This window comes from Spirosoma flavum (genome assembly GCF_042686045.1).
GTDB classification, from domain to species: domain Bacteria; phylum Bacteroidota; class Bacteroidia; order Cytophagales; family Spirosomataceae; genus Spirosoma; species Spirosoma flavum.
The window spans coordinates 610,765-636,670 of record NZ_JBHUOM010000019.1 but is presented as its reverse complement, the minus strand read 5'-3'; the positions used below and the strand labels follow the sequence as shown (position 1 = coordinate 636,670).

The 25,906-nt window shown below is 47.2% G+C and carries 21 protein-coding genes; 9 read left to right on the top strand and 12 right to left on the bottom strand.

From position 1 onward, the window contains the following. Positions 1-3: 3 nt before the first annotated feature. Positions 4-924 (bottom strand): FKBP-type peptidyl-prolyl cis-trans isomerase, encoded by a 921-nt coding sequence (locus tag ACFS25_RS19610; RefSeq protein WP_381504361.1) that lies wholly within the window; start codon positions 922-924, stop codon positions 4-6. Between the two features lie 92 nt (positions 925-1,016). Beyond that, positions 1,017-2,033 carry a DHH family phosphoesterase gene (locus ACFS25_RS19605; protein ID WP_381504360.1) on the bottom strand — a complete coding sequence of 339 codons (1,017 nt, stop codon included), beginning with the start codon at positions 2,031-2,033 and terminating at the stop codon, positions 1,017-1,019. 229 nt (positions 2,034-2,262) lie between these two features. On the opposite strand from ACFS25_RS19605, the gene ACFS25_RS19600 reads away from it, so the two are divergent. After that, on the top strand, positions 2,263-2,682 hold the full coding sequence (locus ACFS25_RS19600; protein ID WP_381504359.1) for a nucleoside-diphosphate kinase: 420 nt from the start codon (positions 2,263-2,265) through the stop codon (positions 2,680-2,682). A gap of 59 nt (positions 2,683-2,741) precedes the next feature. On the opposite strand, the gene nth is transcribed toward ACFS25_RS19600, so the two are convergent. The 3 genes from nth to ACFS25_RS19585 all read right to left on the bottom strand — a co-directional run bounded on the left by nth (position 2,742) and on the right by ACFS25_RS19585 (position 4,339). Then, on the bottom strand, positions 2,742-3,422 hold the full coding sequence (gene nth / locus ACFS25_RS19595; protein WP_381504357.1) for an endonuclease III: 681 nt from the start codon (positions 3,420-3,422) through the stop codon (positions 2,742-2,744). 91 nt (positions 3,423-3,513) lie between these two features. Continuing rightward, positions 3,514-3,765: a hypothetical protein gene (locus ACFS25_RS19590; protein ID WP_381504356.1), complete on the bottom strand. Its 252-nt coding sequence runs from the start codon at positions 3,763-3,765 to the stop codon at positions 3,514-3,516. Next, positions 3,740-4,339 carry an RNA polymerase sigma factor gene (locus tag ACFS25_RS19585; protein ID WP_381504354.1) on the bottom strand — a complete coding sequence of 200 codons (600 nt, stop codon included), beginning with the start codon at positions 4,337-4,339 and terminating at the stop codon, positions 3,740-3,742. Before ACFS25_RS19585 ends, ACFS25_RS19590 begins: the two co-directional genes overlap by 26 nt. A gap of 518 nt (positions 4,340-4,857) precedes the next feature. Here ACFS25_RS19585 and ACFS25_RS19580 point away from each other — a divergent pair. Next, on the top strand, positions 4,858-7,038 hold the full coding sequence (locus tag ACFS25_RS19580) for a tetratricopeptide repeat protein (protein WP_381504353.1): 2,181 nt from the start codon (positions 4,858-4,860) through the stop codon (positions 7,036-7,038). Positions 7,039-7,052: 14 nt separating this feature from the next. Here the strand turns inward: ACFS25_RS19580 and ACFS25_RS19575 are convergent, their stop codons facing one another. Next, positions 7,053-7,622, bottom strand: coding sequence for a hypothetical protein (locus tag ACFS25_RS19575; protein ID WP_381504351.1), 570 nt, complete (start codon positions 7,620-7,622; stop codon positions 7,053-7,055). Positions 7,623-7,854: 232 nt separating this feature from the next. On the opposite strand from ACFS25_RS19575, the gene lpdA reads away from it, so the two are divergent. Together lpdA and ACFS25_RS19565 are read left to right on the top strand one after the other, a co-directional pair. Then, positions 7,855-9,255: a dihydrolipoyl dehydrogenase gene (gene lpdA, locus ACFS25_RS19570; RefSeq protein ID WP_381504350.1), complete on the top strand. Its 1,401-nt coding sequence runs from the start codon at positions 7,855-7,857 to the stop codon at positions 9,253-9,255. Between the two features lie 104 nt (positions 9,256-9,359). Further along, the gene (locus tag ACFS25_RS19565) at positions 9,360-10,724 is read left to right on the top strand and encodes a M28 family peptidase (protein WP_381504348.1); all 1,365 of its coding nucleotides are present in this window, start codon (positions 9,360-9,362) and stop codon (positions 10,722-10,724) included. 131 nt (positions 10,725-10,855) lie between these two features. On the opposite strand, the gene ACFS25_RS19560 is transcribed toward ACFS25_RS19565, so the two are convergent. The 3 genes from ACFS25_RS19560 to ACFS25_RS19550 form a co-directional block, all read right to left on the bottom strand. Then, the gene (locus ACFS25_RS19560) at positions 10,856-12,526 is read right to left on the bottom strand and encodes a hypothetical protein (protein WP_381504347.1); all 1,671 of its coding nucleotides are present in this window, start codon (positions 12,524-12,526) and stop codon (positions 10,856-10,858) included. A 76-nt stretch (positions 12,527-12,602) separates the two neighbouring features. Continuing rightward, positions 12,603-13,094, bottom strand: coding sequence for an NADH-quinone oxidoreductase subunit C (locus ACFS25_RS19555; protein WP_381504346.1), 492 nt, complete (start codon positions 13,092-13,094; stop codon positions 12,603-12,605). 24 nt (positions 13,095-13,118) lie between these two features. Then, complete coding sequence (locus tag ACFS25_RS19550) at positions 13,119-15,086, bottom strand: M1 family metallopeptidase (RefSeq protein WP_381504345.1); 1,968 nt, start codon at positions 15,084-15,086, stop codon at positions 13,119-13,121. A 219-nt stretch (positions 15,087-15,305) separates the two neighbouring features. Here ACFS25_RS19550 and ACFS25_RS19545 point away from each other — a divergent pair, with 219 nt between their 5' ends. Next, positions 15,306-16,901 (top strand): N-acyl-D-amino-acid deacylase family protein, encoded by a 1,596-nt coding sequence (locus ACFS25_RS19545; RefSeq protein WP_381504344.1) that lies wholly within the window; start codon positions 15,306-15,308, stop codon positions 16,899-16,901. Positions 16,902-16,909: 8 nt separating this feature from the next. Here the strand turns inward: ACFS25_RS19545 and ACFS25_RS19540 are convergent, their stop codons facing one another. Further along, entirely contained in the window at positions 16,910-18,142 is a 1,233-nt protein-coding gene (locus ACFS25_RS19540; RefSeq protein ID WP_381504343.1) for an MFS transporter, read from the bottom strand. A gap of 165 nt (positions 18,143-18,307) precedes the next feature. Between ACFS25_RS19540 and treA the strand changes: the two genes are divergently transcribed. From treA to ACFS25_RS19520, 4 genes are all read left to right on the top strand, one after another. After that, positions 18,308-19,837, top strand: coding sequence for an alpha,alpha-trehalase TreA (gene treA / locus ACFS25_RS19535; protein WP_381504342.1), 1,530 nt, complete (start codon positions 18,308-18,310; stop codon positions 19,835-19,837). Positions 19,838-20,211: 374 nt separating this feature from the next. After that, on the top strand, positions 20,212-20,964 hold the full coding sequence (locus tag ACFS25_RS19530; protein WP_381504341.1) for a hypothetical protein: 753 nt from the start codon (positions 20,212-20,214) through the stop codon (positions 20,962-20,964). Positions 20,965-21,062: 98 nt separating this feature from the next. Continuing rightward, on the top strand, positions 21,063-21,683 hold the full coding sequence (locus ACFS25_RS19525; protein ID WP_381504340.1) for a hypothetical protein: 621 nt from the start codon (positions 21,063-21,065) through the stop codon (positions 21,681-21,683). Between the two features lie 128 nt (positions 21,684-21,811). Beyond that, the gene (locus tag ACFS25_RS19520) at positions 21,812-23,467 is read left to right on the top strand and encodes a glycerol-3-phosphate dehydrogenase/oxidase (RefSeq protein ID WP_381504339.1); all 1,656 of its coding nucleotides are present in this window, start codon (positions 21,812-21,814) and stop codon (positions 23,465-23,467) included. 166 nt (positions 23,468-23,633) lie between these two features. Here the strand turns inward: ACFS25_RS19520 and ACFS25_RS19515 are convergent, their stop codons facing one another. Further along, positions 23,634-24,566 (bottom strand): RraA family protein, encoded by a 933-nt coding sequence (locus ACFS25_RS19515; protein ID WP_381504337.1) that lies wholly within the window; start codon positions 24,564-24,566, stop codon positions 23,634-23,636. Between the two features lie 158 nt (positions 24,567-24,724). Continuing rightward, positions 24,725-25,666, bottom strand: coding sequence for an RraA family protein (locus ACFS25_RS19510; RefSeq protein WP_381504335.1), 942 nt, complete (start codon positions 25,664-25,666; stop codon positions 24,725-24,727). Between the last annotated feature and the right edge of the window lie 240 nt (positions 25,667-25,906).

Genomic DNA, 25,906 nt, shown 5'->3' with positions numbered 1-25,906 from the left:
GCCTTAGCGACTTGGCTGTGGCATTCCAGGTTGGCCCATTTGACCGGGTTGGCCTTTTTGAATGTCGATCAGATCAATGTCGAACAACAGAACTGAATTTGGCGCAATACCCTGATTTCCACGTGGGCCATAAGCCAGCGTCGATGGAATAATCAGTGTGGCTTTCTCGCCTTTGTGCATCTTGCTGACACCCTCTTCCCAACCTGGAATAACCATGCCAACACCAATCTGGAATTGGGCAGGCTTACCGCCTGCCTGAGGATTTGTTCGTGAGCTATCGAATACCTTACCGTTTAACAATTTGCCGGTGTAATGTACTTGTACTACATCGCCCTTGTTTGGTGTTGGACCACTGCCGGGTTGAGTTACAACATAGTATACACCCGATTCTGTTTTCTGCGCTTTGCCGGCCAGACCGTTCTTCGCGATGTAGTTTTCGATAATTTTAGCATCGACTCCCTTCTGTTTTTCGAAGTCAGCAGCCTGAGTTTTTTTGTACTCTTCTTCCGTTTGTACATTTAGCATTTTTACCGCAATGCCAATGTCGGTACCTTTCAATACGCCCGGTGGTAGTGGTTGCATAGCCCGCGTAAAGAGTGAGTCGGCACTAACGTAGAACGTAGCGCTATCACCTTTACCCATCAGCGTTAACCCTTCTTCGTAAGAACCTTTAAAGGGTGGCACTTGTAACAGCATCTGAAACGGCGCACCTTCTTTGTGTGTATCGCGCAGAACAGAATCTTTGTTATTCATCAGGGTGAGGTGCAGCGTCAGAATATCACCGACTTTACCTTTGCGGCTACCTTCGGTTTGTTCGTGCATTTTGTACTTCAGGCCGTTGTCCGTCACCTGTTGGCGGTTTTTACCGCAGGCCGCTACAACAGCGACAAGTAGGGCGGCTTTCCCGAAATTTTTAAGAGACATGAGAAAATACTGGTTTATGCTGATTGTAAAAATTGAAGACGTAAGTCACTAAAAGAAGGAAAACCTCTTTTACATTACCTCTTTTTTATTTGTTAAACAGTTTCCTGCAACAGTTGCTGGTACTCGGGTAATATGGTTAATAGTTTTTGTTCTGTTTCGGCAAGGGAGAGTTTAGATCGACCACCCGCTGCGTTTCGGTGGCCTCCTCCATCAAAATGCTTGTTGGACAGGTCTCGTACCGAAAAATTACCTATAGAACGGAACGACAGGCGAATTTCGTCGTTTCTATCGATCAGGATGGCGGCCATCACCACGCCTTCGACGGCCAGAGCATAATTCACCATACCTTCTGTATCGCCATTTTTAGAGCGATACCGTTTCAGTTCGCTGTCAGTTAGGGTAATGTAAGCGAACTTATACTCAGGCAAAACCTTCAGCTTTTCATTTAGTACGAAGCCGAGTAAGCGAAATTTGTCGATGGTAACGTTATCGAAAATGCGCCGGTGAATGCTGCTAACGTCAATCTTGAGGTCCACTAACTCAGCCGCCATACGATGGACATTGCCGGTGGTATTCGGGTGCCGAAACGACCCTGTATCCGTCATCAAACCCGAATACAAACATTCGGCAATTGGAATATCAATCAATGCTTTATCGCCTAAAGCGCCAATAAGCTGGAAAACTAATTCGGCGGTGGCAGCAGCGGTTGGGTCCCAGAGCGAGAGGTCGGTGAACGACTCCGGTTCGAGATGGTGATCAATCAGTATCTTGCGAGCACGGGACTGACGAACCAGCGGAGCCAGTTCGCGAATACGGTCAAGATTCGAAAAATCAAGGCAGAAAATAACATCGGCTTCATCAAACAGTTGGCTTACCGACACACGTATTTTTTCATCAAACGCGATTACACCGTCATTGCCTGCCATCCAGTGTAAGTTCTGCGAATAGTCGGTTGGTGTAACAACCGTTACCCGGTGGCCCTTTTTGCGAAGGTAGCCCGCCAGCCCCAACGATGACCCCATAGCATCGGCATCGGGATTTTGGTGAGTCGTAATCAGTACGGTTTGTGGATTGCTTATAACCGCACCAATCGCTTCAATATCTTGCATATACAAATGGCCGAAGCCATAATCGAAACCCAAAAGTACGAATAATACCAATTCCGATTGACGATTTCGAATCGTGTCCGGTAACTTTGCTAACCTTTACCTATTTTGATGCCTATGTTTGCCACGTTATTAAGAGCTTGTAGAAACCCGGCGTGGCCTTTAGCTGGTAAAACCTTACATTTGCGTCTGACCCACAAAGGGAAAGAAAATTTGGCTAGAGAGATTTAAAATGGCAACGAACCGAACATTCACTATGATTAAGCCTGATGCTGTAGACGCCGGGCACATAGGAGCAATTATTAAAATGATTGAAGAAGCGGGTTTCCGTATCGTAGCAATCAAAAAAACGCAACTAACGGGCGAACGGGCAGGTCAGTTCTATGCGGTACACCGCGAACGGCCATTCTACAACGACCTTCGTACCTATATGTCATCGGGTGCAATTGTCCCCATGATTTTGGAAAAAGAGAACGCCGTAGCTGATTTTCGTAAACTTATTGGCGCGACGAATCCGGCTCAGGCCGAGGAAGGTACTATCCGTAAATTGTACGCTAAATCTATTGAAGCTAATGCGATTCATGGTTCTGATTCAGACGAAAATGCGGAAATAGAAGGCAACTTCTTTTTTGCTGCGACGGAACTGTACTAATAGATTTATGAACGTAGGACCACGCCGACGATTCCATTAGACTATACAAATTATAAGAATCAACCCGTATAGCGTAGTGGAGTCGTTTGCGCGGGCTTACCTTGCAAATTCTCATAGTATTTACAAAATTCTTTCAATGCGCAAATTTCGCATTTGGGAGACCGGGCCACACATACATATCGGCCATGTAGAATCAGCCAGTGGTGCGCTTTAGGAACGTACTGCTTTGGTATGTGCGCCATAAGTGCCTTTTCAACAGCTAGTGGCGTGGTGGCTGTTAGAGGGGCCAATCCAATCCGGTGCGATACCCGAAAGACATGGGTGTCGACGGCCATTGTTGGCTCATTATAAACTACTGACAGAATTACGTGAGCCGTTTTTCGGCCCACCCCCGGCAAGGTCTGTAACTCCTCTACCGTCGCCGGAATTTCGCCCCCAAATCGTTCCATCAAAACCGTAGCCATTCCAACTAAGTGTTTTGCCTTGTTATTAGGGTAGGAGACACTACGAATGTACATGAACACTTCATCGACTGATGCCGCTGCCAGGGATTCTGCTTCCGGAAAGCGGGCAAACAGAGCGGGTGAGATTTGATTAATTCGTTTGTCGGTACACTGAGCCGACAAAATCACGGCAACCAACAGCTCATAAGAGTTGCCAAAGTTCAACTCTGTTTTGGGTTCGGGGTAATGCTGGGTGAAGTAATCCAGAAACCGCCGAAACCGTTCTTTTTTTTGCATAGTAATACGTACCCTGGATTTTATTTGGGGTAGCCAAAGGCCACCTAAAATAAAATCCAGGGTACAGATACCAACAACCCTGATCTAGTCGCTACGAATGCCGCAAGCGAGCAGGTGGGTTTGCCGGATGGTGTTTAGAATAGTTTAGAATATGCTGAACCGTATTGCTACGTGGCTGACGCTCTATCTTATTCATCAATGCCCGCATTTCGAGGGCTTCGAGAAAAAACGTCATCAGGTCCGGTTCTGACATCAGGGCGTTTTCTATGAGCAGATTCTCCTCGGGTAAGGTCTCCTCATAGACATACCGGATCACATCATTTTGGGTAAAGGTTTTTATCATAACTCGGCGAACGTTTGCTCAGCTGTTTGCGTAAATTGATTAACGCATAACGCATACGTCCCAAAGCCGTGTTGATGCTGACGCCGGTTGCATCGGCAATCTCTTGGAAACTCATTTCCTCGTAGTGCCGCATAATAAGTACTTGACGCTGTTGTTCCGGCAATCGCTGAATCAATTCGCGCAAATGCTCGTGTGTTTCCTGCCGAATCTGGAGTGATTCTACAGAATCCTCCGCAAACTCAAGCGTATTGAAAACACTGCTTCCGTCTTCAAACACCACACTGGGGTAGCGTTTATCCTTGCGGAAATAGTCAATGGCCAAGTTGTGAGCGATTCGTATAATCCAGGGTAGAAATTTTCCCTCCTCGTTGTATTTACCTGATTTAATGGTGTCTACGGCCTTAATGAACGTGTCTTGCATTAAATCTTCCGCAATGTACTGATCCTTAACGATCAGATAAATTGTGGTGTAAATCTTCGATTTGTGCCGTTGCACTAGTTTGGCAAAGGCTTTTTCATTACCACGGATATACAGGGAAATCAACTCACTGTCGTTTACCTGGGCTTTTTCCATTTTCAGTAAGACAATTAGGTAACGTAGAGCAGTGTTCCGATAGTGTATGGTATAGTTATGTTTTTTGAGAATTTTACTTATTCCAGCCTTAAAAGTAATAAAAAGATAGGCTTAATTGCAAATTAATGCTGCAAAAAATCTGCCAAACGGTAGTTTTTTTCTTAAAAACTTCATCTATTAGGAAGAAAAATGTCGGATTATCAGGCTTTTGCCAAATCTAGCTTATTCTTGGAAATTATTGTACTTACGTTTGACAACACACTATAGATTCAAATTAAGGCCTAACCGTTTAAAATCATATCAATTTTTTTATATACTTCTTTTATGTGGCTCCAGTATTTGTCTGACACTATTTTTAGCCCGTTTAATAAATAGAGGATTGCTTTTATATCGAGGCAACTATATCTCAATACAAGATACGCAAAATGAATGGATTTTCATCCAACTTATTGATTTACTGGACTAAATATTTAATTTAGGGGTTCCTATCGGCTGTTGGGTAAGCTGGTAAGCGCCCTATGAAATCACTTTGTCTTACAATCTTATTGTCTGGCTTATGCATAACCTGCTTCGGGCAATTGTGGCTTAAGTTGCCGGAATTGAATTTCGACCGGCGGGGCGATGCTATTTATATGGATAGTTTGCTTACTCTGGGCCGAACACACCGGCAAAATGCTGGTCTCTTGCCACGTAGCCAGCATAACGATACCTTACGTCTTGAAGGATTACGGTTTATGGCCTTGGTATTTAAACAAATGCATGGCCAGCAGCGCGACAGTAGTTTTTTGTATGCGCAGAAGTTGGAAGACCAGGCATTACGCTATCATAATACCCTGTATGCTGTACGTGGTATGATGCTACAGGAACATTACCTTCGAACGGTAAAGGGCGATTACCCACAGGCACTCCGTATTAATCAGCGAGCCTCTGAATTATGTGTGAAATTACCTCGTGGAAGTTCTCCGCGTTGGCAGGTGCAAATGAACATGGGCGATATTTATATGCTCTTAAAAGAGTATGATAATGCGCTCCGGAGTTATCAACTTTCTCAGAGTTTGCTGGGTGTGAATACCTTACTGACTTCCAAAAACCGAAAATTACTAACCAGTCAGGCCATTACACAAATAGGGGAGGTTTATGAAATTCGCGGCCAGTTTGAGCAAGCGCGTCAACAATACGAAGCGAGCCGACAGATTGCCTTAGATGTCCATTCGCAGATAAACGTAGCCTATGCCAATGAGCGATTAGGTGATTTTTTTCTCAGTCGACATCAACCTGAGCAGGCTATTAAATTTTTTGACGATGCCCTTGCTGTTTGGAGCCAACTTAATGATCGGGGTGGCCAAGCGGCTGTTTGGGCTCGGCTAGCAGATGGATATACGTTAATGAAAAAGCCTAATCTGGCTATTGAATTTGGCGAAAAAGCCGTTGCAGTAGCGCGAAAATCGGGGTTTGTTCGTATCCGGCAGATGGCTACTCAATCGCTCTATCAGGCTTATCGGCTGGCTAATCAGCCTGCTCAGGCACTGGCCATGTATGAAGAATATTGTATGTTGCGCGATAGTCTGACGAATCTTAAACGCATTGATGAGTTGTCGGCGGTGCAGAAGAAGTATGATATTAATCAGGTGCGTCTTGCCGCCGATAAGGAGCGCGTTATTCAGCAGCAGCAGTTAATAAATGTTCGCCGACAGGCGGAAATCGCTCGCTTACGATCAGAAGCCGAACGTGACCAATTGGCCAGTGAAACTCGGGTGAACCAACTTCGGCAGCGTATAGAAACCGAGCGGCTAAAGGCTGAATCACAGAAAAGTCGATTGGAGCAACGGGCTCATATCGATAAATTGAGCCACGACATTGAACAAGCAAGCCTCATGCGGATAATTCTGGTGGGTGGGTTAGCTATGCTGTTTGGTTTTGTGGCTGTTTACTACCGAAAAAATCGCTTAATCAATCGCCAGAAACGTGAAATTGAAGGATTGAATTGGGATTTGGAAGATAAAGTAGTGGCCCGAACGGTTGAACTGAAGGAGGCTAACGACCAGCTACGCGCTAAAAACCGGGAAATTGAGGAAGCCTTGTTGCGGGGACAAACGCTCGAACGCAAGCGAATGGCGGCTGATTTGCACGATAGTCTCGGTGGACTCTTAGCGGCTATCAAAGTCAGTATGTCGGCCCTCAATCCGGCTCACATGGCCGAAAGGGAGCAGCAGATTTACCATAACCTGCTGACTATGACCAAAGAAGCCTTCGCTGAGATTCGCTACTTGTCGCACAATCTACAGCCCGATGAATTGGAAAAACAGGGATTGTCGGAGGCTCTGGCGCGCTTAGTCAGTAAACTCAATCTTACTCAAAAAGTCGCGTTTCGGTTAGACAATGTAGAACTACCCCGGTTAGACAAAACCACTGAGTTTAATTTATACTCGATTTGTATTGAACTGTGCAGCAACATTCTCCGGCACTCCGAAGCTACTGAGGCCGATATTCTGTTCCGGCAGTTTAACAATGAGTTGAATATGATTGTGAAAGATAACGGCTGCGGCATGAACCCTGCCGATGCAACAGGCATGGGACTTCATAATATTCAGGCCCGGATGGACCTCATCCGGGGTCGTTACGAGATACACTCCGGCGTAGGTGAGGGCACCACCTTTATTTTTATTCTACCCGTTTCCTCAAACTTAACAACGGTCTGATCAAGCCCGAATTTTTACTGCAATCGCCCGTCAACCAGAAACTCATTCTTGTCGAAATACGGTAGCTTCTGGAAGCCTGACACCGTATAATGCTTTACGCCCCATTGCCGGTTGGCATTAGGTCCACTTTCGAGCAGAAGGTGCCGCTCCGATGAGTAAAGAGGATTATTCGTCTGTAAAACGGCTTCAATCTGGCGTGGCTTGCGGGTTATAGAATCTACTTTTACTCGTAGCGACCGGACAGTTAAACGCTCCTCCGAATTTTTTAAGGTGTACTGGTAGGTCAGCGAATCGGGCCGGGCAATCTGATAACTGCTGCGAAGTGCCGATTTGTTGATGTCTGCCTGAGTAAATAATTCCAGTTCACGACTCCAGTTGATGTCGTGGGTGGTTTGTTGATTTCGTTTTTCGTTAATTGCAACCGTCTTACTGATAGCTGGTTTTTTTGCAGATAAATCAGCAATCTGACCGTTCACGTAGCCTAACACGTCGTAATACATGTTGGGTTGATTTTGCTGAGCGGGGTCGGTACAACTACTGATTAACAGGGTGGCAAAAATAAGAACAGGATAAACGAAACGCATAAATCAGGACAAAACGGCTCTGGATAGGGAGAGCCTTATGGAACTACCAACACGATTTTTTGCAAATCGGTTTGGGCAATCGAATTCTGAACCAAATTTGCAGTCAGAATGCTTTATTTATTGGACGAAAGAGTAAGACTTTAAACAAGGATAGTTTGTCTATTATAGACCTTGCCGATGCCTTTCTTCTTTTGTCTGGCGTCTTTCTTCTCAGGTTTTTTTATCAAATTCTATGGAATACGATGTTATTGTTATTGGTTCGGGGCCAGGCGGCTACACTGGCGCAATTCGTTGTGCCCAACTCGGACTAAAAACGGCCATTATCGAAAAATACCCGTCACTGGGCGGCACCTGTCTCAACGTAGGGTGCATTCCGTCGAAGGCGCTACTCGACTCGTCGGAACATTACTATAATGCATCCCACACGTTTGCCGAGCACGGTATTAAGCTGGCAGATTTACAGGTTGATCTGGCGCAGATGATTGCCCGTAAAACAAATGTGGTTGATCAGACAACGAAGGGAATTGCCTTTCTAATGAAGAAGAACAAGATCGACGAGCTTCACGGCGTCGGCTCGTTCGTTGACCCGCACACCATCAAAATCGTTAAAAGTGACGGCTCGGAGCAGATCATCAAAGGGAAAAATATCATCATTGCGACAGGTTCGAAACCTATGTCGTTTCCTTCGATGCCGATTGACAAAAAACGGGTTATTACCTCAACTGAAGCCCTCACACTTCTGGAAATACCAAAACACCTGATTGTCATTGGCGCGGGTGTTATTGGTGCAGAGTTGGGTTCGGTCTATGCCCGGCTTGGTTCGAAAGTATCTTTCGTGGAGTTTGCCGATTCGATGATTCCGACGATGGATAAAACGATGGGCAAAGAGCTCCAGAAAGTCATCAAAAAACTCGGTGCTGATTTTTATTTCAACCACAAAGTTACGAAGGTTGAAAACACCGGCGATGAGGTCGTTGTAAGTATTGACACACCGAAAGGGGAGCAGATTACCCTTACCGGCGATTATTGTTTAGTGTCAGTTGGTCGTCGTCCGTATACCGACGGGCTGAATCTGGAAGCGGCTGGTCTGAAAACTGACAACCGGGGCAAAGTTGAGGTAGACAATTACCTACGTACGAGCGTACCCCATATTTACGCACTCGGCGACGTAATTCGCGGAGCCATGCTGGCACACAAAGCCGAAGAAGAAGGGACGTTCATTGCCGAAACTATCGTAGGCCAAAAACCGCATATTCACTACCGGCTAATTCCGGGAGTGGTGTACACGTGGCCTGAAGTTGCCTCAGTGGGCTACACAGAAGAGGAAGTAAAACAGGAAGGCATTCCCTACAAAGTGGGTTCGTTTCCGTTCAAAGCACTGGGACGCGCCCGGGCGAGTATGGACATTGATGGACTGGTAAAAGTGCTGGCTCATAAGGAAACCGACGAGATTTTGGGCGTTCACATGATTGGTGCCCGTGCCGCCGATATGATTGCTGAAGCCGTTGTTGCTATGGAGTTCCGGGCTTCTGCCGAAGATGTGTCACGGATGTCACACGCACATCCAACCTATACCGAAGCCTTTAAAGAAGCCTGTCTGGCAGCTACGGACAATCGGGCAATTAATATGTAATTCATCTCATCTTGCATAGAGAGGAGTAGCCCAAAGGCCCGATTGCTGGAAAGCGGTCGGGCTTTTCTGTATATTGCCTTCTTAACTAATACAACCGCCCGGTCATGAAAAAAACGATTACGCTTTTCTTTACTCTATTTATTGGCTACGCACAGGCCCAAAATGCCGATTCCGTCACTATCCGGAAAATTTATAACGAAGCCTTAGCCAACGGCAAATCCTATGAGTGGCTGCGTCATTTGACCAAACAGGTTGGTCCGCGTTTGAGCGGTTCAACGGGGGCGCAGAAAGCTGTCGACTGGACTAAACAAGTAATGGAACAGCAAGGGTTCGACCGGGTGTTTTTGCAGGATGTGATGGTACCTCACTGGGTACGCGGTGCTAAAGAGGAAGCCTTTATTCATAATGGCAAGCAGAAAATAACGGTGCCGATTGCTGCTCTGGGTGGTTCTGTGGCAACAGCCGCCAAGGGTGTCGAAGCGGGTATAATTGAGGTTAAAACTTTTCCTGAACTGCGGGCATTAGGGGCCGATAAGGTGAAGGGTAAAATTGTCTTTTTTAATCGCCCGATGGACCCGACTAAAATTAATACATTCGAAGCGTACGGTGGAGCGGTCGATCAGCGGGCTAATGGCGCAACAGAAGCTGCTAAACTTGGGGCTGTTGGGGCAATTGTCCGCTCCATGACCAATGTTCACGACGATAATCCGCACACGGGTGGAATGCGTTATGGTACGGGGGTGGCACTAATTCCAACGGCGGCCATTAGTACCAACGGGGCTGATTTGCTAAGTAAGTTACTCGCGGAGAACCCTAACCTCACTTTTTATTTTAAGCAAAATTGCGAGACGTTGCCCGATGCTAAATCATACAATGTAGTGGGTGAGATAAAGGGCAGCGAAAAACCCGATGAGATCATTGTCGTTGGTGGTCATTTGGACTCGTGGGACATAGCCGAAGGTGCCCACGATGATGGTTCTGGTTGTGTTCAGTCTATTGAAGTGCTACGAATTATGAAATCATTGGGCATTAAACCCAAGCGCACGATTCGGGCGGTGATGTTCATGAATGAAGAAAATGGGTTGCGTGGGGGTGTTCAATACGCTGATCTGGCAAAAAAGAATAACGAAAAACATATCGCTGCCATCGAGTCCGACAATGGCGGATTTACCCCGCGTGGTTTCGGTATTGTGGGTACACCCGAACAACGGGAGAAAGTTATGCCCTGGAAACCGCTCCTGGCCCCCTACGGCCTAACTGATATTGGGGCCGGTGGTGGCGGAGCCGACATTGGGCCATTAGCGCAATTAGGCACGGTGTTATTCGGTTTTAAACCCGATTCGCAGCGTTATTTTGATTACCACCACACGGCTGTAGATAAGTTTGAAGCGATCAGTCAGCGCGAACTCGAACTTGGTGCCGCTTCGATGGCGGCACTGGTTTATTTGCTAGATCAATACGGATTATAGATCACAGTATTTTTTATTGATACGTCCGTAATAGCTAGCTTTCTTACTTCATCATAGGTAGACCAGCTTTTACGGACGTATTATTTCTTATCTGAAAAAGGCAGCCTTTATTTTATTCACGCTTTCGCAACTCATAAGTTTTTATCCAATAATTTCTTTGCTTCTTCGAACGCGCTCGGTAAGGGCGCGTTTCGTTTTACAATCTTACCCGTTCGGTTGATGACCGTTGCCGAGAGTTCGCTGTTGGATCGCAGTTGGTCAACGGCGTCTATCAATTGGGAATCAGTTACTAATAGATGGTCGCCAGTTAAATTGTAGCGCGTCGCAATTTCGGGCCACAGCGACTGATCTGTACCCGGAAGCGGCAAATAAATCAGGGAAAAATCGCGTGAGCTGTAAGCATTACGCAGGCGTTGGGCGTCGAGCGCGGCTTGCCGACCCGCATCGTCGGAGGGCGAAAAGAAGAGCAGGTAAATTACTTTGCCCCGGTTCGCTTTTATGACCTGATCGAAAAGTGCGGATCCACTGCCAAGGGTAGATTTTGTCACGAAAACGCCAGATGATATTTCTAATGCTGATGCGCTGTTACCTGCTTTTTTTAGTGTTTGAATAGCTGCCCGAATGCGAGTGCTGTCTTTCACTTCGAGACGATACAGTTCATCGAGCGACTGTGCCAGGGCCGGACCTTTCACCTGCGGACGGCCATAACTATAGAGCAACTGAGCAAAGTTGAGCGTTAGACCGGGGAGTGATGTCGCTAACCAATAGGCCGCTACGTAATTTACAGCCACACTATCGAATTGCCGAATACTGCGTTGAATCAACATTTCATAGTTAACCAACCGCTGAAGTGTATCGGGGCTTCGCTTCACTAAGCCGTCGAAAAATTTCAAATCTGAGGCACGGGCCGTGTTTGACAAAGCGTAGTCACTTAGTCGAATATGCTCATCGGCGGTTAGATTTTTACCGTATCGTTCGAGTAAAATAGAGAGTGCCCGAACCGTAAGGCCGTTCGACCGGGTATTACTTGCTTGGGTTGACGCTTGCGTAGTCGCGTAAACGGCAAAGCGATTCATAGCCGAGGCACGGGCCGCCGTGAGAATGTTGTCGTTGGCCGGACGGAGTGAATCAGTTAATGTAACTGGGATTTTCTCATTCTCATAGACCGCTTTATCGTACAAAAAGGCCGCCGAATTGTAACGGTTGTTTGCCATTACCCAACGCGCTAGAAGCGGAAACACTTTCTCTTTGGTTGTAAACTTGTCGAAAGGAGCGCGGTAAGCCGATAACAGTACATCATAGGCTTTGCTGCTCGTCTGGTTACTAATCAGCCCGGTCAGTTTCTGGCCATCCGGCTTGTTTGGATAAGTTGCTTCAAATGCCTTATAACGAGCGAATTGTCCATTCACCTGCGCGTTGACACCCCCAAATCGAAACGGGACAGCCGCCGTAAACAACGAGTCTGCATCCAGGTCGATGCTTAGCGTACCGGGCGCAGCCAGAAAAGCGGTTGAGATACGGCCGTAATTGAAATACATTTCTTCGAGCGGGTAAATCAGGGGTAGCGATACCCGAAATGTACCGTCCACATTAAGTGGTGCCGGGCGAACCAGTTCGCGGCTGGCTTGCAAAATGTTGTTGCGGCTTACAAGAACTGTAGGCGATTCCCGATAGAGCCGAGCCGATAGATGACGGATGCGGCCTGTCACGACAACCGAGTCGATTTGGGCGTGGCTTATAAAAGGGGTGAAAACGAGGGCGGTAAGCAGTAAGCTAAAAAGAGTTCTATAAAGGTTTTTCATTGCTTTAGGAAAACAGATAAAACAATAACAAACGAAATTGACAAACAGTCAAGAATCATGTTAAAATGACGACGGCTTATTTCGTTTTTATACCATGATATTGCTCTTCTTCCTCGTAATCGACGCGGAGTGGGTGCCCAACCCAATCGGTAGGAAGCAAAATTCGGCGCAGGTCGGGATGATTGTCAAAATGAATTCCTACGAGGTCGAACGCTTCTCGCTCATGCCAGTCGGCTGTTCGCCAGATATGGGCTATACTCGGCACCGAGGGTAAAGCTTTATTAGTATCATTGCGCGGCACAACGATCTTCAGCATCAGATTATGTTCGTAGGGAATAGACGTAAGGTTGTAAATGACTTCCATTGTGTTGACCTGTGGTCCGTTGTCGATGGCTGTGATACAGGCTAATAAGTCGAAAAAGAGTCGCTCATCATCACGCAGGAACTGGCATACGTCAACCAGTTGCTCAACCGGAACAGTGAAGTATGGCTGTATATTTTGGGTATTAACTTGAAAATCTGGACCAAACTGAGCGGCAAGGAGGTCGGTTATTTCGGAGAAGGTCATCTGCTTACTAAAAGTGGTCAAAAGTTACGCCAGCCAGGCCAGCCATTGCATCCAGTTTTCAATCCAGAACAAAAACTTCGCAGCAAATTTAGCTGCCGGCGCTGTAGAAGGGTCCAGCGTTAAACTGTTGTTGTTCATGTTTGTATCCATGTAAATCGTTTGTTTCGGGTCCACTTTGGCCCAAACCGCCTTTGCGTTTTGGGTAAGCGTAAATTGGTGTTGGCGGCCCTTGCCATCCCAAAATAGCCTCGATTCACGGCCATTGTCAAAATGAACCAGTACATCCACTGGAAACTTTCCATCGCCGTTGTTTTGCACGGTTACAACGCACTGCTGTTTGCCGTCTCGCTTTCTGTTTTTAAGCGAAAGAAGTTCGTAATCAATAACGTTGTCGCCGTAAAGCGCCTGGGCAAAAAACCAGTTCATATCGGGACCGTATTTGGTGCCGAGTCGCTTTGGCACAACCTCATTCACGATGTCAATAAAATTCTGGCCGTCTGGATGTTTAAACTTCCATCGTATAAAATAGGTCTGCATGATTTCGTCCATCACCGGTCTACTCACCAAGCCTTCCAACGTTCGTAGCCAGGTTGCCGTTTTGGAATAGGTAAGTACACCATATTGACCGTCCGGTAATTGCCAGCTATTGCCAAACGACGACCCAATGGCTGGATTATCCTGGTGCACATAACTATCCCGCGAATTTTCCAAATCACCCATGCCGAAGCCGAACAAATCGATCTGCGACGAGCGCGGGCCATAGGTTGCGTCCAGTATGCGGCCTTCGTAATATTGGTTAAAGCCTTCATCTAGCCAGGCTTCTTCGAACTCGTTTGTGGCCAGTAATTGCATGAAATATTGATGCCCAAACTCATGGATGGTTACTTCTTCAGGAAATCGTACTCCACTGGGCAGAAACCAGGCGGATCCAGCTGTAATAAACGTTGGATATTCCATGCCAAACGATCCCTGAGCATGAAGGGGAGGGTCTATAATGGTGAGGTTTGGAAACGGATATTTGCCGAGATGTTTATCAAAATACGCCAGTGCTGCCTTTGCCGCATCTGAATATCGTTTAGCCTGATGCAAATGTTCTGGTTGCATCGCCAGTTCAATGCTGACAGAACCACCAGTAGGGCGTTTCCATTGATCATTTACAACCTGAAAATGGGGTGAGGCTGTCCAGGCAAAATCCACTACATCTTCGGCATGGTAGCGAACGGTTTTAGTGTTGTTGCTATGTAGTTTCTCAGACTGAAACAGGCCGGTTGCGCTTACCCAATAGTCTTTCGGCGTGGTCATAGTCACGTCATAAACGCCATAATCGGCATAAAATTCGGAGTTAGCGTGCAACTGATGGCAGTTCCACTGCCCGGTTTTTCCCGGACCAGCGGCCTGGTAGCGCATTCCGACCGATTCGTACACACCGATTTTCGGGAACCATTGCCCCACCAGAAAAAAGTCGCGGCTAAAGCCCGTTCGAGCAAATATCTTAGGCAATTTGGCCCGGAATGCAATGTCTAGAACGATGGTTTCGCCCGGCCCGACAGGTTTGCTCAGCGGCACCCGAATCACCGTGTGATCGTCGCGATTTTGGTCATCAGGGTGGATAAACTCATACGCCAGCGTCTCGCCACCGCGCACCTTCATGGAAACAATATCAATAGACCCGTAGGGGTTTTGTTTAGCGTTACGATCAATTTCATCACCCCGCAACTGTCCACCCGATTCGCGCATAAAGGTGGATTGTTCATTTCGAAAGGCGTTGAGATACAGGTGAAACTGCAACTCTCGAATCACATCGTTCGATGAATTTCGCCATGTCAGCGTTTCCCGACCAGCGAGTTTTTTAGAGACTGGATCGAGTGTTACATTAATCTGGTAATTAGCCAGACGCGGACTCAGGGGAATTAGAAAAGTGGGTTTCGATGGCTGTGAAAAGCTGATTACCGTTACACCAAACAGTAGTAGAAAGATAAGAAGTCGTTTCATCGAGCGAGTGGGAAAAGATTGTTGAAGACTACCGAAACTCCGGTTAGAGTAACGTTCATCATCAGTTGACCAAATGTAGGAATTATTCCAGCATACAAATTCCTCATTTCTCTACTTAGGTCAGTACGGCTGGCAATCCCCCTTAAAATTAGGTCTTAACGAAAAAAAAGACCTAATTGAAGGTTGAATTGGACTTCTGTAACCTCCTCGTAAGAAGCTATGTGCCGTTTTCTCTCCGTCATTCTCTATCTGCTTTTACCCTGTTTTCTCTACGCACAACCACCTTATGATCTTGTTATCAAAAATGGCCGGGTTATAGATGGGACGGGCAACCCCTGGATACAGGCTGATGTGGCTATCCAGAATGGGCGTATTGTTCGGGTAGGGCCGGTGGCGGCAGCCGATGCCAAACGAACCATCGATGCAACCGGACTAATTGTTGCGCCTGGTTTTATTGACGTACATACCCATGTGGAAGGCGATCTGGAAGTTCAGCCCGGCGCACAAAACTTTGTGTACGACGGCGTCACAACATTAATAACCGGAAACTGTGGGGATTCTCATACAAACCTTCGAACGTATTTCGATACCCTTCGTGCCCAGGGAATTTCGGTAAATCTAGGCTCGCTGGTTGGCCATAACTCTGTGCGATTGAGGGTTATGAAAACGGCCTTCCGCGACCCAACTGCCCGCGAGCAAACCGAAATGGAAACGCTGGTTGAACAGGCCATGAAAGACGGCGCTGTTGGTATTTCTACCGGCCTGATTTATACGCCCGGTACATATGCGCACACCCCCGAAATTGTCAAATTAGCCAGTGTGGCGTCGCGTTATGGTGGGCTTTATGCGTCACACATTCGCAATGAGGGGCAGAACGTTAAACAAGCCATCGAAGAAGCCATTCTAATTAGCCGGGAAGCCCATATTCCCGTTGAAATATCACACTTTAAAGTAGCCAGTAAACCGCTTTGGGGTAAAAGCACCGAGACGATTGAATTGGTCGAAGCGGCCCGCCGTGAAGGACTGGATATAACGGTCGATCAATATCCGTATACTGCCTCCAGCACATCGCTGGCCAGTATCATCCCGTCATGGGCGTTGGCTGATGGTGATTCGGCGGTGCTAACTCGGTTTCGTACTCCGGCTACCCGCGCCAAAATTCGGACCGAAATGCTGGAAACACTAACGAAAAACCTACGCAAAAACTATGAGTACGCTGTGGTGTCGTATTACGGAGCCGACACAACGTTTAATGGTATGAATATCAGTAAGATAAATCAGAAATTAGGACGGCAAAACACAGCCGCTACTGAGGCCGATCTGGTTATGGATCTGATGGAGCGGTGCAACATGAAGCATGTGCAAATGGTCTATCACACTATGTCTGAAACCGATGTAGAAACCATTATGCGTTACCCGAACACCATGATTGCCTCCGACGCAGGCGTTTCTGCGTTTGGGTCGGGCATGCCGCATCCGCGTGGGTATGGTACCAACGCCCGCGTGTTGGGTCGCTATGTGCGCGAACGCCATATTATCCCGCTGGAAGAAGCCGTTCGGCGCATGACTTCCTTACCTGCCCAGCGTTTTCGACTAACGGATCGGGGTCTTCTCCGCCCCGGTTATGCGGCTGACATTGTGCTGTTCGATGAAAAAACCATTACTGACCGCGCCACCTATGATCAGCCCCACGCTTACACGACAGGGATCTCGTGGGTCTTAGTCAACGGAACACCCGTTGTCGAAAACAGTCGGCACACGGGTCAGCGGCCGGGCCAGTTGCTCATGGGGCCGGGATATGTGGTGGGGAAATAAAGGCCATGTTACGCCAGTACGCGCTTTTTCATCTGGCTAAATATGGTAATTAATATTAGCAACAGGATAATTGGTACGAGTGAAAAATAAAAGGCGGTCTGTCCTCCGTAAGCCTCAAAAATATGACCCGTAATAATGGAACCCGTTGTGCCGCCGAGGGCCGAGAAAATCACAATCAGACCCGCCATTGGTCCGTGTTGGCGCAGGGGTAAACTGCTCAAAATAGCTGAGTTGATGGCTGGGTAAATTGGGGCGATAAAGAGACCAATCAAGGGAAAAATGAAGGCTGCTATAGGTGCATCGCCCCAGCCCGTTACCGCCCGCCCGTCAACCGAAGACGCCAGTGGTAAGGCTAAAAGGACCAACCCCGCCGATACCATTAAGCAAACCATTAGAAGCCAGTACCACGATATTCGGCCCAATACCAGCCCGGCCAGAAACCGTCCGAGGGCCGTTGACGCGGCCAGAATACTAGCCATTTCAATGCTGAGGGATGTGGGAAGTCGTAGAATTTTACTGTTGAAAGTTGGTAGCCAACTCATAATTCCCTGTTCCATCAGCACATAGACGAAGGCCGTAATAACGAACACCAATACAACGGGCGTAATGGCTAAACGGAACATATCGCCCAAGTCGTCGGCAAGGCTTTTCGTAGCTTCGTGCTGAACACTTGATTCGTCGATGGGCGTGCTGAGCAACAACAGAAAGGCCACTAAGGCAATGCCTGCCAGAACATAGTAAACTGTCAGCCAGGCTGTGGACTGCGGGTTTGTATCATCGACGAAGGCACTGAATAAGAAATAGCCTGACAGAACACCAACCATAAAAAACGACTCCAGAAAATTCATGAAACTAGCGTGTTCATTCGAGTCTTTTGTGATGAGGCCGATGGTCGCAAAAATCGATACTTTAATAAGCGCAAAACCGGCTCCCGTGGCAGCAAACAACAGTTTAGTCGTCCAGAATGCGGGTACCTGCGGCATTAGTAAACAAGCTAGCGCCACTAGGGCCAACGCGGCCAGCATGGCCCGTTTATAGCCGATACGGGTAATGTAAGAGGCTACAACAAAAGAGACAATAGCAATCGTCAAATCTTTAAATGCTTCGAGTATACTGGCCGACGAAGAGGACACGCCGTAATTATTTTGAACCTGTAAAATCACGGTTCCAACGCTGTTAAGCAGGATTGCGAAAACGAAGTAATTAAGAAACAGTGAAAGCTTAATACGCCAGTGAGTCATTATGTACGGTGGTTAATAGATTTAGGTCACTAAACATACGCGTTTATATCTATTGTTTTTTATCCGTTGTACTTGCGTATTTCGCATTTTTGTCACTCCAGTCGGACGCACAACGACAAATGGAGTCCTTTTTTGTTACACTATCAGAAACGTATTTATTCTACTTTGGCAAATTTATCCTTCCCTCAATCACCCGATCAACTCTTTGGCAGCTTGTTTCACGATGTGCAGCTAGGCCACGTTTTCGCCGACTCGAAAACATTTGTAGACTGTGTGCCCAAACTCGTTCCGGCCAATATCGTTGCGCTGTACGAAGCTGAGAAAACAAAAACTGATTTCGATCTGAGTGCATTTGTGCATAATTATTTTGTTGTGCCAGAGAGCGTTGCTGACAATTACGTCAGCGATACGTCCATCAGCACGGCTGAACACATTAACCGGCTGTGGGACCGGCTCACCCGTCAAGCCGACGTACCCGTAGAGGGCAGTTCGCGGGTGCCGTTGCCGCATCCATACGTCGTACCGGGCGGGCGGTTCCGAGAAATTTTCTATTGGGACAGCTACTTTACTATGCTCGGCCTCAACGAATCGGGTAAGGTTGGTTTAATGCGTGGCATGCTCGACAATTTTGCCTACCTGATTGATACGTTCGGCTTCATTCCAAACGGTAACCGTACCTATTTTTTAAGCCGGTCGCAGCCACCCTATTTTGCCTTGATGGTACAGTTGCTCGCTGATATTGATGGCCAAGACACGTTGAAGAAATACCTACCGCAACTGGAACGGGAATACGATTTCTGGATGGATGGACGTCGTGGATTGACGGATGCCAAGCCGATTAATAAACGCGTTGTAAAAATAGATGACAATAAGGTTTTGAATCGGTATTGGGACGATACGCCTGCACCCCGCCCCGAAGCGTATCGCCAGGAAATTGAATTAACCGAAGAAACTGAATCGCTTGGTGTAATGCCAGAGGAATTGTATAATCATATTCGGGCTGCCTGCGAATCGGGTTGGGATTTTAGTAGCCGCTGGTTTAGAGATCAGCAAACAATGGCCACAATTCATTCGGCTGATATTGTTCCGGTTGATTTGAATTGCCTGCTTTATTTGCTCGAAATAACCCTGCATGATGCCTATAATCAGAGTGGTTTATACAAGATGGCTTACGATGAGTATGACTGGCTGATTAAAGATCGTGAGAAGGCTATCCAGCAGACATTCTGGAACGAGGAAACCGGATTTTTTCACGATTACGATGCGGTCGCCGGTCGTCAAACCGATACACTAACGTTGGCAGGGGTGTTTCCATTATTTTTTAACCTTGCTACTCCTGAACAGGCTACCCGCGTTCATGATCGACTCAAAGCCGATTTTTTGCAAGCCGGCGGTTGGGTGACAACACTGAACCAAACCGGCCAACAGTGGGATTGGCCTAACGGATGGGCACCTTTGCAGTGGATTGTGTATCAGGGTTTAACCAACTATGGGTTTACCGAAACAGCTCATGAAGGTCGTGACCGCTGGCTGGAACTGAACGACAAGGTATTCCGGGCAACGGGTAAAATGATGGAAAAATATAATGTGGTCGATGCCGCCTTAACTACTGGCGGAGGTGAGTACCCGAATCAGGACGGCTTCGGCTGGACAAACGGCGTCTATTTGCGACTACTTGCCGATAAATTGAACTAACAGGCCGCTGTAAATAAAACACGATCATAGTTGGCAAGGCTTCTATTTTCGCCACCCTGACCACCTGAATAATGTGGATTTTAATCGATTTAATAAACAACTTGATTGTGTCTGCTGCTCATTTTTCTTCTGATTAAGTAGCTCGAAAGGAGTATTTCTAAATCCATTCGCGTAATAGATTGATAGTCTTCTTAAAGGTCAATATAGGTTACTTAATTATTGTATTCTGTTTATTTATTTGGCAAAAACAGTGTAGTAGCAATCTACATGCAATTTTGGTAAACACCATTAGAGGAGTTTTTAATCATGGCACTGAATTTGTAGGGGTGTGGATATACCTATTCTCCCTGCATATAGCAGCAATTTATTACGTCATGAAAAAGCTCTTCGTAACTGTGCTGGCAGCTGGTATGACAACCACTGCCTTTTGCCAGAAGACTTTTATTTTATCGCATCAGGATAAGAAAGGATTTTTTGCCGTATCGGCGGGAGCCAGTTTACCCGTTGGCCGGTTTGCGAGTTGCTCGCCCTATGATGCTCAGGCTTGTATGGCCGGTCAGGGGCTCGCGTTCAGTATATCAGCTGGTTACCGGGTTGTCGGTTCTGTGGGCCTTATGATTCGGGGAGAACAGTATCGTAACACGGTTAATACCAGTGCCATGCTCAATGCACGATATCGTACTAATACGAACGTATGGACTGCCAAAGCTGATAACTGGTCGGTTATGAGCGTGATGGCTGGCCCCTATGTTTCTATACCGATGGGTCGCTTCTCCGTCGATGCACGCTTGCTGGCCGGGCAAGCGTTGGCTTCCTTACCTAATACCACTATGGTTAGTAATTTCGGCAACACAGAATTATCGGTGAAAACAACGGGTGCAACGAGTACCGCACTGGCACTCGGGAGCGGCTTATCGCTGCGGTACCGGCTTGGTCGGGTTACATCAGTTCAACTTAATGCTGATTATAGCCGCGCTGATTTTACCTTTACTAACCTCACGTCAACCGCTATAACCGGCAGCACCCGATCCGAAAGCTCAACCTATAGCAGCAATCGGGTTGTTAGTGTCGTGAGTGTATCAGCGGGAATAGCTGTCCTGTTTGGGAATAATTACCGTCCGTTCTAACGACCGTTGATTGACTTTGCCGACACTTCATCCATATCGGGTTGTAACCCTCGGTTCAGTAGCGTAGTTTAGTGGTCGAACATCTTATCCTTCAGGCCATGACACCCCTTCGCCGACATGCCGTTCTTCGGCGCGTAAAAGATATAACCCTCAGTACGACCCTCAGTCTGGCTCTGCTCAACGGTGCAGGTATGCTACAGAGTTGCGGAAACAATAACTCTGATGAAGATCAGGCTGAGCGAACCGAAACCCACTTTGGGCGGGGTGTGCGGACGTATATCACGGAAACCGCGCCCGGTAATTTTAAAATTACAGATGAAGTGCAAACGGGTCCCGGTCAGGCCGGAGCTGTAGTGAGCTATGCTGATGGGCACCGTGATACACTGAGTGTTGAAGCCGCTAAACGACTCGTTGCCACCGACAAATCAACCAGCACGTACCTCAACAATCCTCAGGCTTACCAATCGCAGCATCATAATGGCCTGGCCAATGTATTACTATGGGGTAGCCTGGGTTACATGCTTGGCCGCTCCAACTCGTCTCAGTATAGCAATGATCAACGTCGGTACGGTGCCGGGGTTTATGCCAATTCAGGCTTATATCAGCGATCAACGCAGGTTGGCGAGAGCGTTCGTAGTTCGCGCGTAACTCGTACCGTTCGACCATCGGGTGGTCGTAGCGGTTTCTTTGGTGGGCGCAGCCGTAGCTTTTCGGGATAATCAGTGAATCGTATCGCTGATAAACTATGTGTAGTCAGTGAAGTAAATAGCTTGGTTAACAAATCGTTACCTATGCATCTGACAATTGAATCCTTTCACTTACTTCGCCAATAACCGTACCTTTGTGTATGAATCGGGGAAAAAACTGGGAGAGACTGCGGCAGGAAACCGTTGATATTTGCATAATCGGGGCAGGAGCCAGTGGTACCGGTGCTGCATTGGATGCGGCTTTGCGCGGCTACAGTGTTGCGCTGATTGACCGGGGTGATTTTGCCGGTGAGACTTCTTCCCGATCAACAAAATTGATTCATGGTGGTGTTCGGTACTTAGAACAGGCTATTAAAAAACTCGATTTGGCCCAACTTCGGCAGGTGCACCATGGACTGGCCGAACGCCGGACCGTTATACGAAATGCTCCTCATCTGGCGCATCCACTGGCTATTTTGACGCCCGTGTTCAGTTGGTTTGAGGGGATGTACATGACTATTGGCCTGACCCTCTACGATTTTATTGCCGGTCATGATGCATTTCCCAAAGGTCGCTGGCTTAACAAGGCACAGGCATTCGAAAAAATACCGACGTTAACCCGCCAGATGCACAGCGCGGTGCTTTATTACGATGGTCAGTTTAACGATGCCCGCTACGCCCTTGCGCTAGCTCATTCGGCCGACGAAGCCGGTGCTGCTGTGGTAAACTATGCGGCTGTAACTGGCTTCGGCTATGAGAACGGTCAACTAGAAACGGCTACTGTAAAAGACCAGCTGACGGGAGAAACGCTGACCGTTCGGGCAAAGGTGTTTTTAAATTGTACGGGTCCTTATGCCGATACTATTCGGTTGTTAGCCAACCCGGCCCTCGACTCCCGCATTCGACCCAGCAAGGGCGTTCACATTGTGTTGCCGCGCGAAACCCTACAGAGTGATTATGCTATACTGATTCCGAAAACTACGGATGGGCGTGTGGTGTTTGCCATTCCATTTGGCGATAAAGTGTTTGTTGGTACCACCGACAACGATTATTCTGATTTGACCCGAGAGCCGGTTTTAGAGCCCGACGAAGTCGATTACCTGCTCGAAACGGTGCGGCCATATTTAGACAAAATGCCCACCCGCGCCGATGTACAGGCGGGTTTTGGCGGTATCCGTCCGCTTATTGTGAGTAGTCGCGCCGATACAAAAACGCTTCTTCGAGACCACGAAGTTGAACATGATTCGGTGTCTGGTTTGCTGAGTTTACTTGGTGGGAAATGGACAACGTACCGCCTAATGGCGCAGGATGCTATTGACCGAGCGGGCGAACTACTGAATAAGACAGTACCTGGAAACACCGAGAAACACTATCTGGTTGGTGGTGAAAATTATAGTTTCGAAGATTGGCAGGTGTTACAAAGTCACTATAATTTTCCAGTAGATACATGCCAGCACCTAATGCAAACCTACGGTACCCGCGCTGAACAGGTAGCTATGTTAACTCAGATGCAACTAGGTTTGGCCGAGAAACTGACCGATAGCCAACCATTTATTCAGGCTGAAGTGGTGTATCAGGTGCGCGAAGAAATGGCGGTTACTCTCCGCGATGTACTGGCTCGCCGGTGGCGGCTCGAACTTTCCAACTGGCACTTAACCGCCCAACTTGCTCCACAAGTAGCCGATTTGATGGCAGCCGAACTGGGATGGAGTGATAATCACCGCCTAGAACAAATACAGACTTACCAGAATCTACTGGCTTCATTTGTGAAGCAGGCCGGACTAACGCCCGGACGGTCTGAAATGATTACGATGTAATGTCGATCAATTAGTTATAAATCAGGCTATGAATTCTGTCTTGTTAATTTGTCACACCGGCTGGTAGCACAACGGGCCACCCAATTCACATTAGGCGGCCCGTTATGGACATACTACTTAATAAACAGTGCTCTGATTCTGAATTCAATCAGTGAATAATCAGAAATTACCAGGTTCGCTTGCTCATCACTTTATCTAATTCGGGCTTGGTCATAGTGCCGAGTTCGGGATGCTGACCAAGCCATTTAAGGAAATCAGTTTTAATCTCGTCTGTCCATTGGCTATCTATCTGACCAGTTGTGTACCGTCCTGATTTAACCGTTTCAAAACCAAACTGATCCTTTCGGGTAACAAACTCAGCGGTGCCAACAACCTGTTCGGCCAAATGAGCCGGTACAAAAAGAACACCTTCCCGTTGGGCAATCACCAGATCGCCCGGTAATACCATAACGTTACCTATTCGTATTGGGGCATTTAGTCCCATCAGTACCATTTCTTCCAGAAAAGAGGGATGGAAATCACGGACGAAAGCGTTAAATCCTTTGATGTTTTGTAATTCCTGAAGGTCTCTGGCGGCCCCATTAAAAACAACCCCATTGCCCGTTTTGCTGAAAATTGCATTGCCCAATGTAGCGCCCATGAGCGTTCCCCCGCCAATTTTACCGAAAGCGTCAGCGACATAAACATCACCTTTGGTAAGAATTTCTATCGGCCAGGTATTTGTATTGCCCTTTCGTCCTTGTTTGGTAATGCCCCGTTCCTTGATGGTTTTTTCAACATCCGGTCGGCTGGGCATAAACATAGCCGTAACCGCTCGCCCTGTTACCGATACGTCATTCTGAATCAGTTTCCAGTTGCCTTCAAACTGGTTGGTATACCCTTCGTTTTTTAAAACCGTCCAGGCATCATCAATACCAATGTGTTTGGCCCGTTCCACTAAGGCATCCGAAATTTTGGGGCGACCATCCGGGAACCGCTCTCCTTTCCATTCCGATGTTAAAAAAATCAATTCGTCTTTCGGAATTGTTTGTGCGAGCAACGGGCGGTCGACGCAAACGACAGCAATGAACGTAAATAAAAAAGCAATTCTGGATTTCATTCGTCTGGTAAATTAGTAGACTTTAAGACAAATCAAGTTCGCTTTTTTCGACAGGATTACAGAGGATGAGAGTAGTCTTAAATCCTGTTTACTCCTACAATCCTGTCGAAAAAAAACGAAGTAGAGATTCACCTATATCAAACTTGTCTTAACACTCATTAGTGGCCCTCTTTCGCCAAATAGGTTTCTACGTCTTTGTCTGTTATGGCTAATTTCTTTGGATACTTGCCCACCCAGGTTCTGAATTCACCTTTGATTTTGTCAGACCAGTCGCCGTGTATTTCGCCAGATGGATATTTGCCTTGTTGCAGGAGTACCCGTTCAAATTCATCACGCAGGGCCGTCATTTCAGACGCCGATACCAGCCCTTCAACAAGGTGTGCCGGAATAAATACCGTTCCATACTCATTCGCAAAAACAGCATCGCCGGGTATTACTGTAACATCACCGATGCGAATGGGCGCATTGATGGAGGTAGGCGTCATGTCTTTGATGTAAGACGGGTCGTGTCCTTTCACCCACGCATTAAAGCCTTTCGTATCTTTTAATTCCTGCATGTCTCTGACCGATCCGTAAAAGATTACGCCTTTACCCGTTTTTCCGTAGATAGCGTTGCCCAGGCTCGACCCAATCAATGTGCCATCTTTAATCTTACCGAAGCCATCAGCCACGTAAATATCCCCTTTCGTTAATACATCAATCGGCCAGATATTTATGCCTCCTTTTTGAGACCGGCCTTCGGCTTTGCCCTGTGCTCGTACCAAACTGTCGAGGTCGGGCCGGGTAGGCATGAACTGCGCCGTTACAGCACGTCCGGTCATGGTCTCACCGGGCTTGAGAATTATCCAGTTTTTTTCGACCTGGTTGCGATAGCCTTTTTTACCCAGATAACCCCATATCTGTTCCAGAGTGCAATTTTGTAGTCGGTCCAGAACGATATCAGGAATTTTAGGGCGGCCATCGGGTAGCCGTTCTCCTTTCCAATCGGCAGTCAATGCTTTTACATATTCTGGCGATGAGCCTACCCGTTGGGCTTGGGCTGAAAAGCTCCCCGCAACAAGGGCAATGAAAGTTACTAGTAGTAATGTTCTCTTTATCATGACTTTACTTTGTGTTGACTGGTTAAGGAGACAGATTTTTTTTTCGCTTGAAAACGAGGGGTTTCGAGAGAATTCTAACCAAAAAGCCCATTGCATAAGTAAAATACTGGCATTAACCTACTTATGTGCGTGCTAGACTACCCTACTGAGCTGGGCTAAAATTATTTCGATGTCGTTAGAACGTATCGTTCAGCTCATTACGGCAATACTTGTACGATTATCCATAAACCCCTGAAGTTT

Excerpts from the sequence above, each read along its gene's own strand:
- ACFS25_RS19560 (WP_381504347.1), bottom strand. The coding sequence starts at position 12,526 with ATGAAAAACCTTTATAGAACTCTTTTTAGCTTACTGCTTACCGCCCTC.
- ACFS25_RS19520 (WP_381504339.1), top strand. The coding sequence starts at position 21,812 with ATGAATCGGGGAAAAAACTGGGAGAGACTGCGGCAGGAAACCGTTGAT.
- ACFS25_RS19575 (WP_381504351.1), bottom strand. The coding sequence starts at position 7,622 with ATGCGTTTCGTTTATCCTGTTCTTATTTTTGCCACCCTGTTAATCAGT.
- ACFS25_RS19555 (WP_381504346.1), bottom strand. The coding sequence starts at position 13,094 with ATGACCTTCTCCGAAATAACCGACCTCCTTGCCGCTCAGTTTGGTCCA.
- ACFS25_RS19600 (WP_381504359.1), top strand. The coding sequence starts at position 2,263 with ATGGCAACGAACCGAACATTCACTATGATTAAGCCTGATGCTGTAGAC.
- ACFS25_RS19510 (WP_381504335.1), bottom strand. The coding sequence starts at position 25,666 with ATGATAAAGAGAACATTACTACTAGTAACTTTCATTGCCCTTGTTGCG.
- ACFS25_RS19550 (WP_381504345.1), bottom strand. The coding sequence starts at position 15,086 with ATGAAACGACTTCTTATCTTTCTACTACTGTTTGGTGTAACGGTAATC.
- ACFS25_RS19590 (WP_381504356.1), bottom strand. The coding sequence starts at position 3,765 with ATGATAAAAACCTTTACCCAAAATGATGTGATCCGGTATGTCTATGAG.
- ACFS25_RS19545 (WP_381504344.1), top strand. The coding sequence starts at position 15,306 with ATGTGCCGTTTTCTCTCCGTCATTCTCTATCTGCTTTTACCCTGTTTT.
- lpdA (WP_381504350.1), top strand. The coding sequence starts at position 7,855 with ATGGAATACGATGTTATTGTTATTGGTTCGGGGCCAGGCGGCTACACT.
- ACFS25_RS19515 (WP_381504337.1), bottom strand. The coding sequence starts at position 24,566 with ATGAAATCCAGAATTGCTTTTTTATTTACGTTCATTGCTGTCGTTTGC.
- nth (WP_381504357.1), bottom strand. The coding sequence starts at position 3,422 with ATGCAAAAAAAAGAACGGTTTCGGCGGTTTCTGGATTACTTCACCCAG.
- ACFS25_RS19605 (WP_381504360.1), bottom strand. The coding sequence starts at position 2,033 with ATGCAAGATATTGAAGCGATTGGTGCGGTTATAAGCAATCCACAAACC.
- ACFS25_RS19530 (WP_381504341.1), top strand. The coding sequence starts at position 20,212 with ATGAAAAAGCTCTTCGTAACTGTGCTGGCAGCTGGTATGACAACCACT.
- ACFS25_RS19540 (WP_381504343.1), bottom strand. The coding sequence starts at position 18,142 with ATGACTCACTGGCGTATTAAGCTTTCACTGTTTCTTAATTACTTCGTT.
- ACFS25_RS19525 (WP_381504340.1), top strand. The coding sequence starts at position 21,063 with ATGACACCCCTTCGCCGACATGCCGTTCTTCGGCGCGTAAAAGATATA.
- ACFS25_RS19580 (WP_381504353.1), top strand. The coding sequence starts at position 4,858 with ATGAAATCACTTTGTCTTACAATCTTATTGTCTGGCTTATGCATAACC.
- ACFS25_RS19610 (WP_381504361.1), bottom strand. The coding sequence starts at position 924 with ATGTCTCTTAAAAATTTCGGGAAAGCCGCCCTACTTGTCGCTGTTGTA.
- ACFS25_RS19585 (WP_381504354.1), bottom strand. The coding sequence starts at position 4,339 with ATGGAAAAAGCCCAGGTAAACGACAGTGAGTTGATTTCCCTGTATATC.
- ACFS25_RS19565 (WP_381504348.1), top strand. The coding sequence starts at position 9,360 with ATGAAAAAAACGATTACGCTTTTCTTTACTCTATTTATTGGCTACGCA.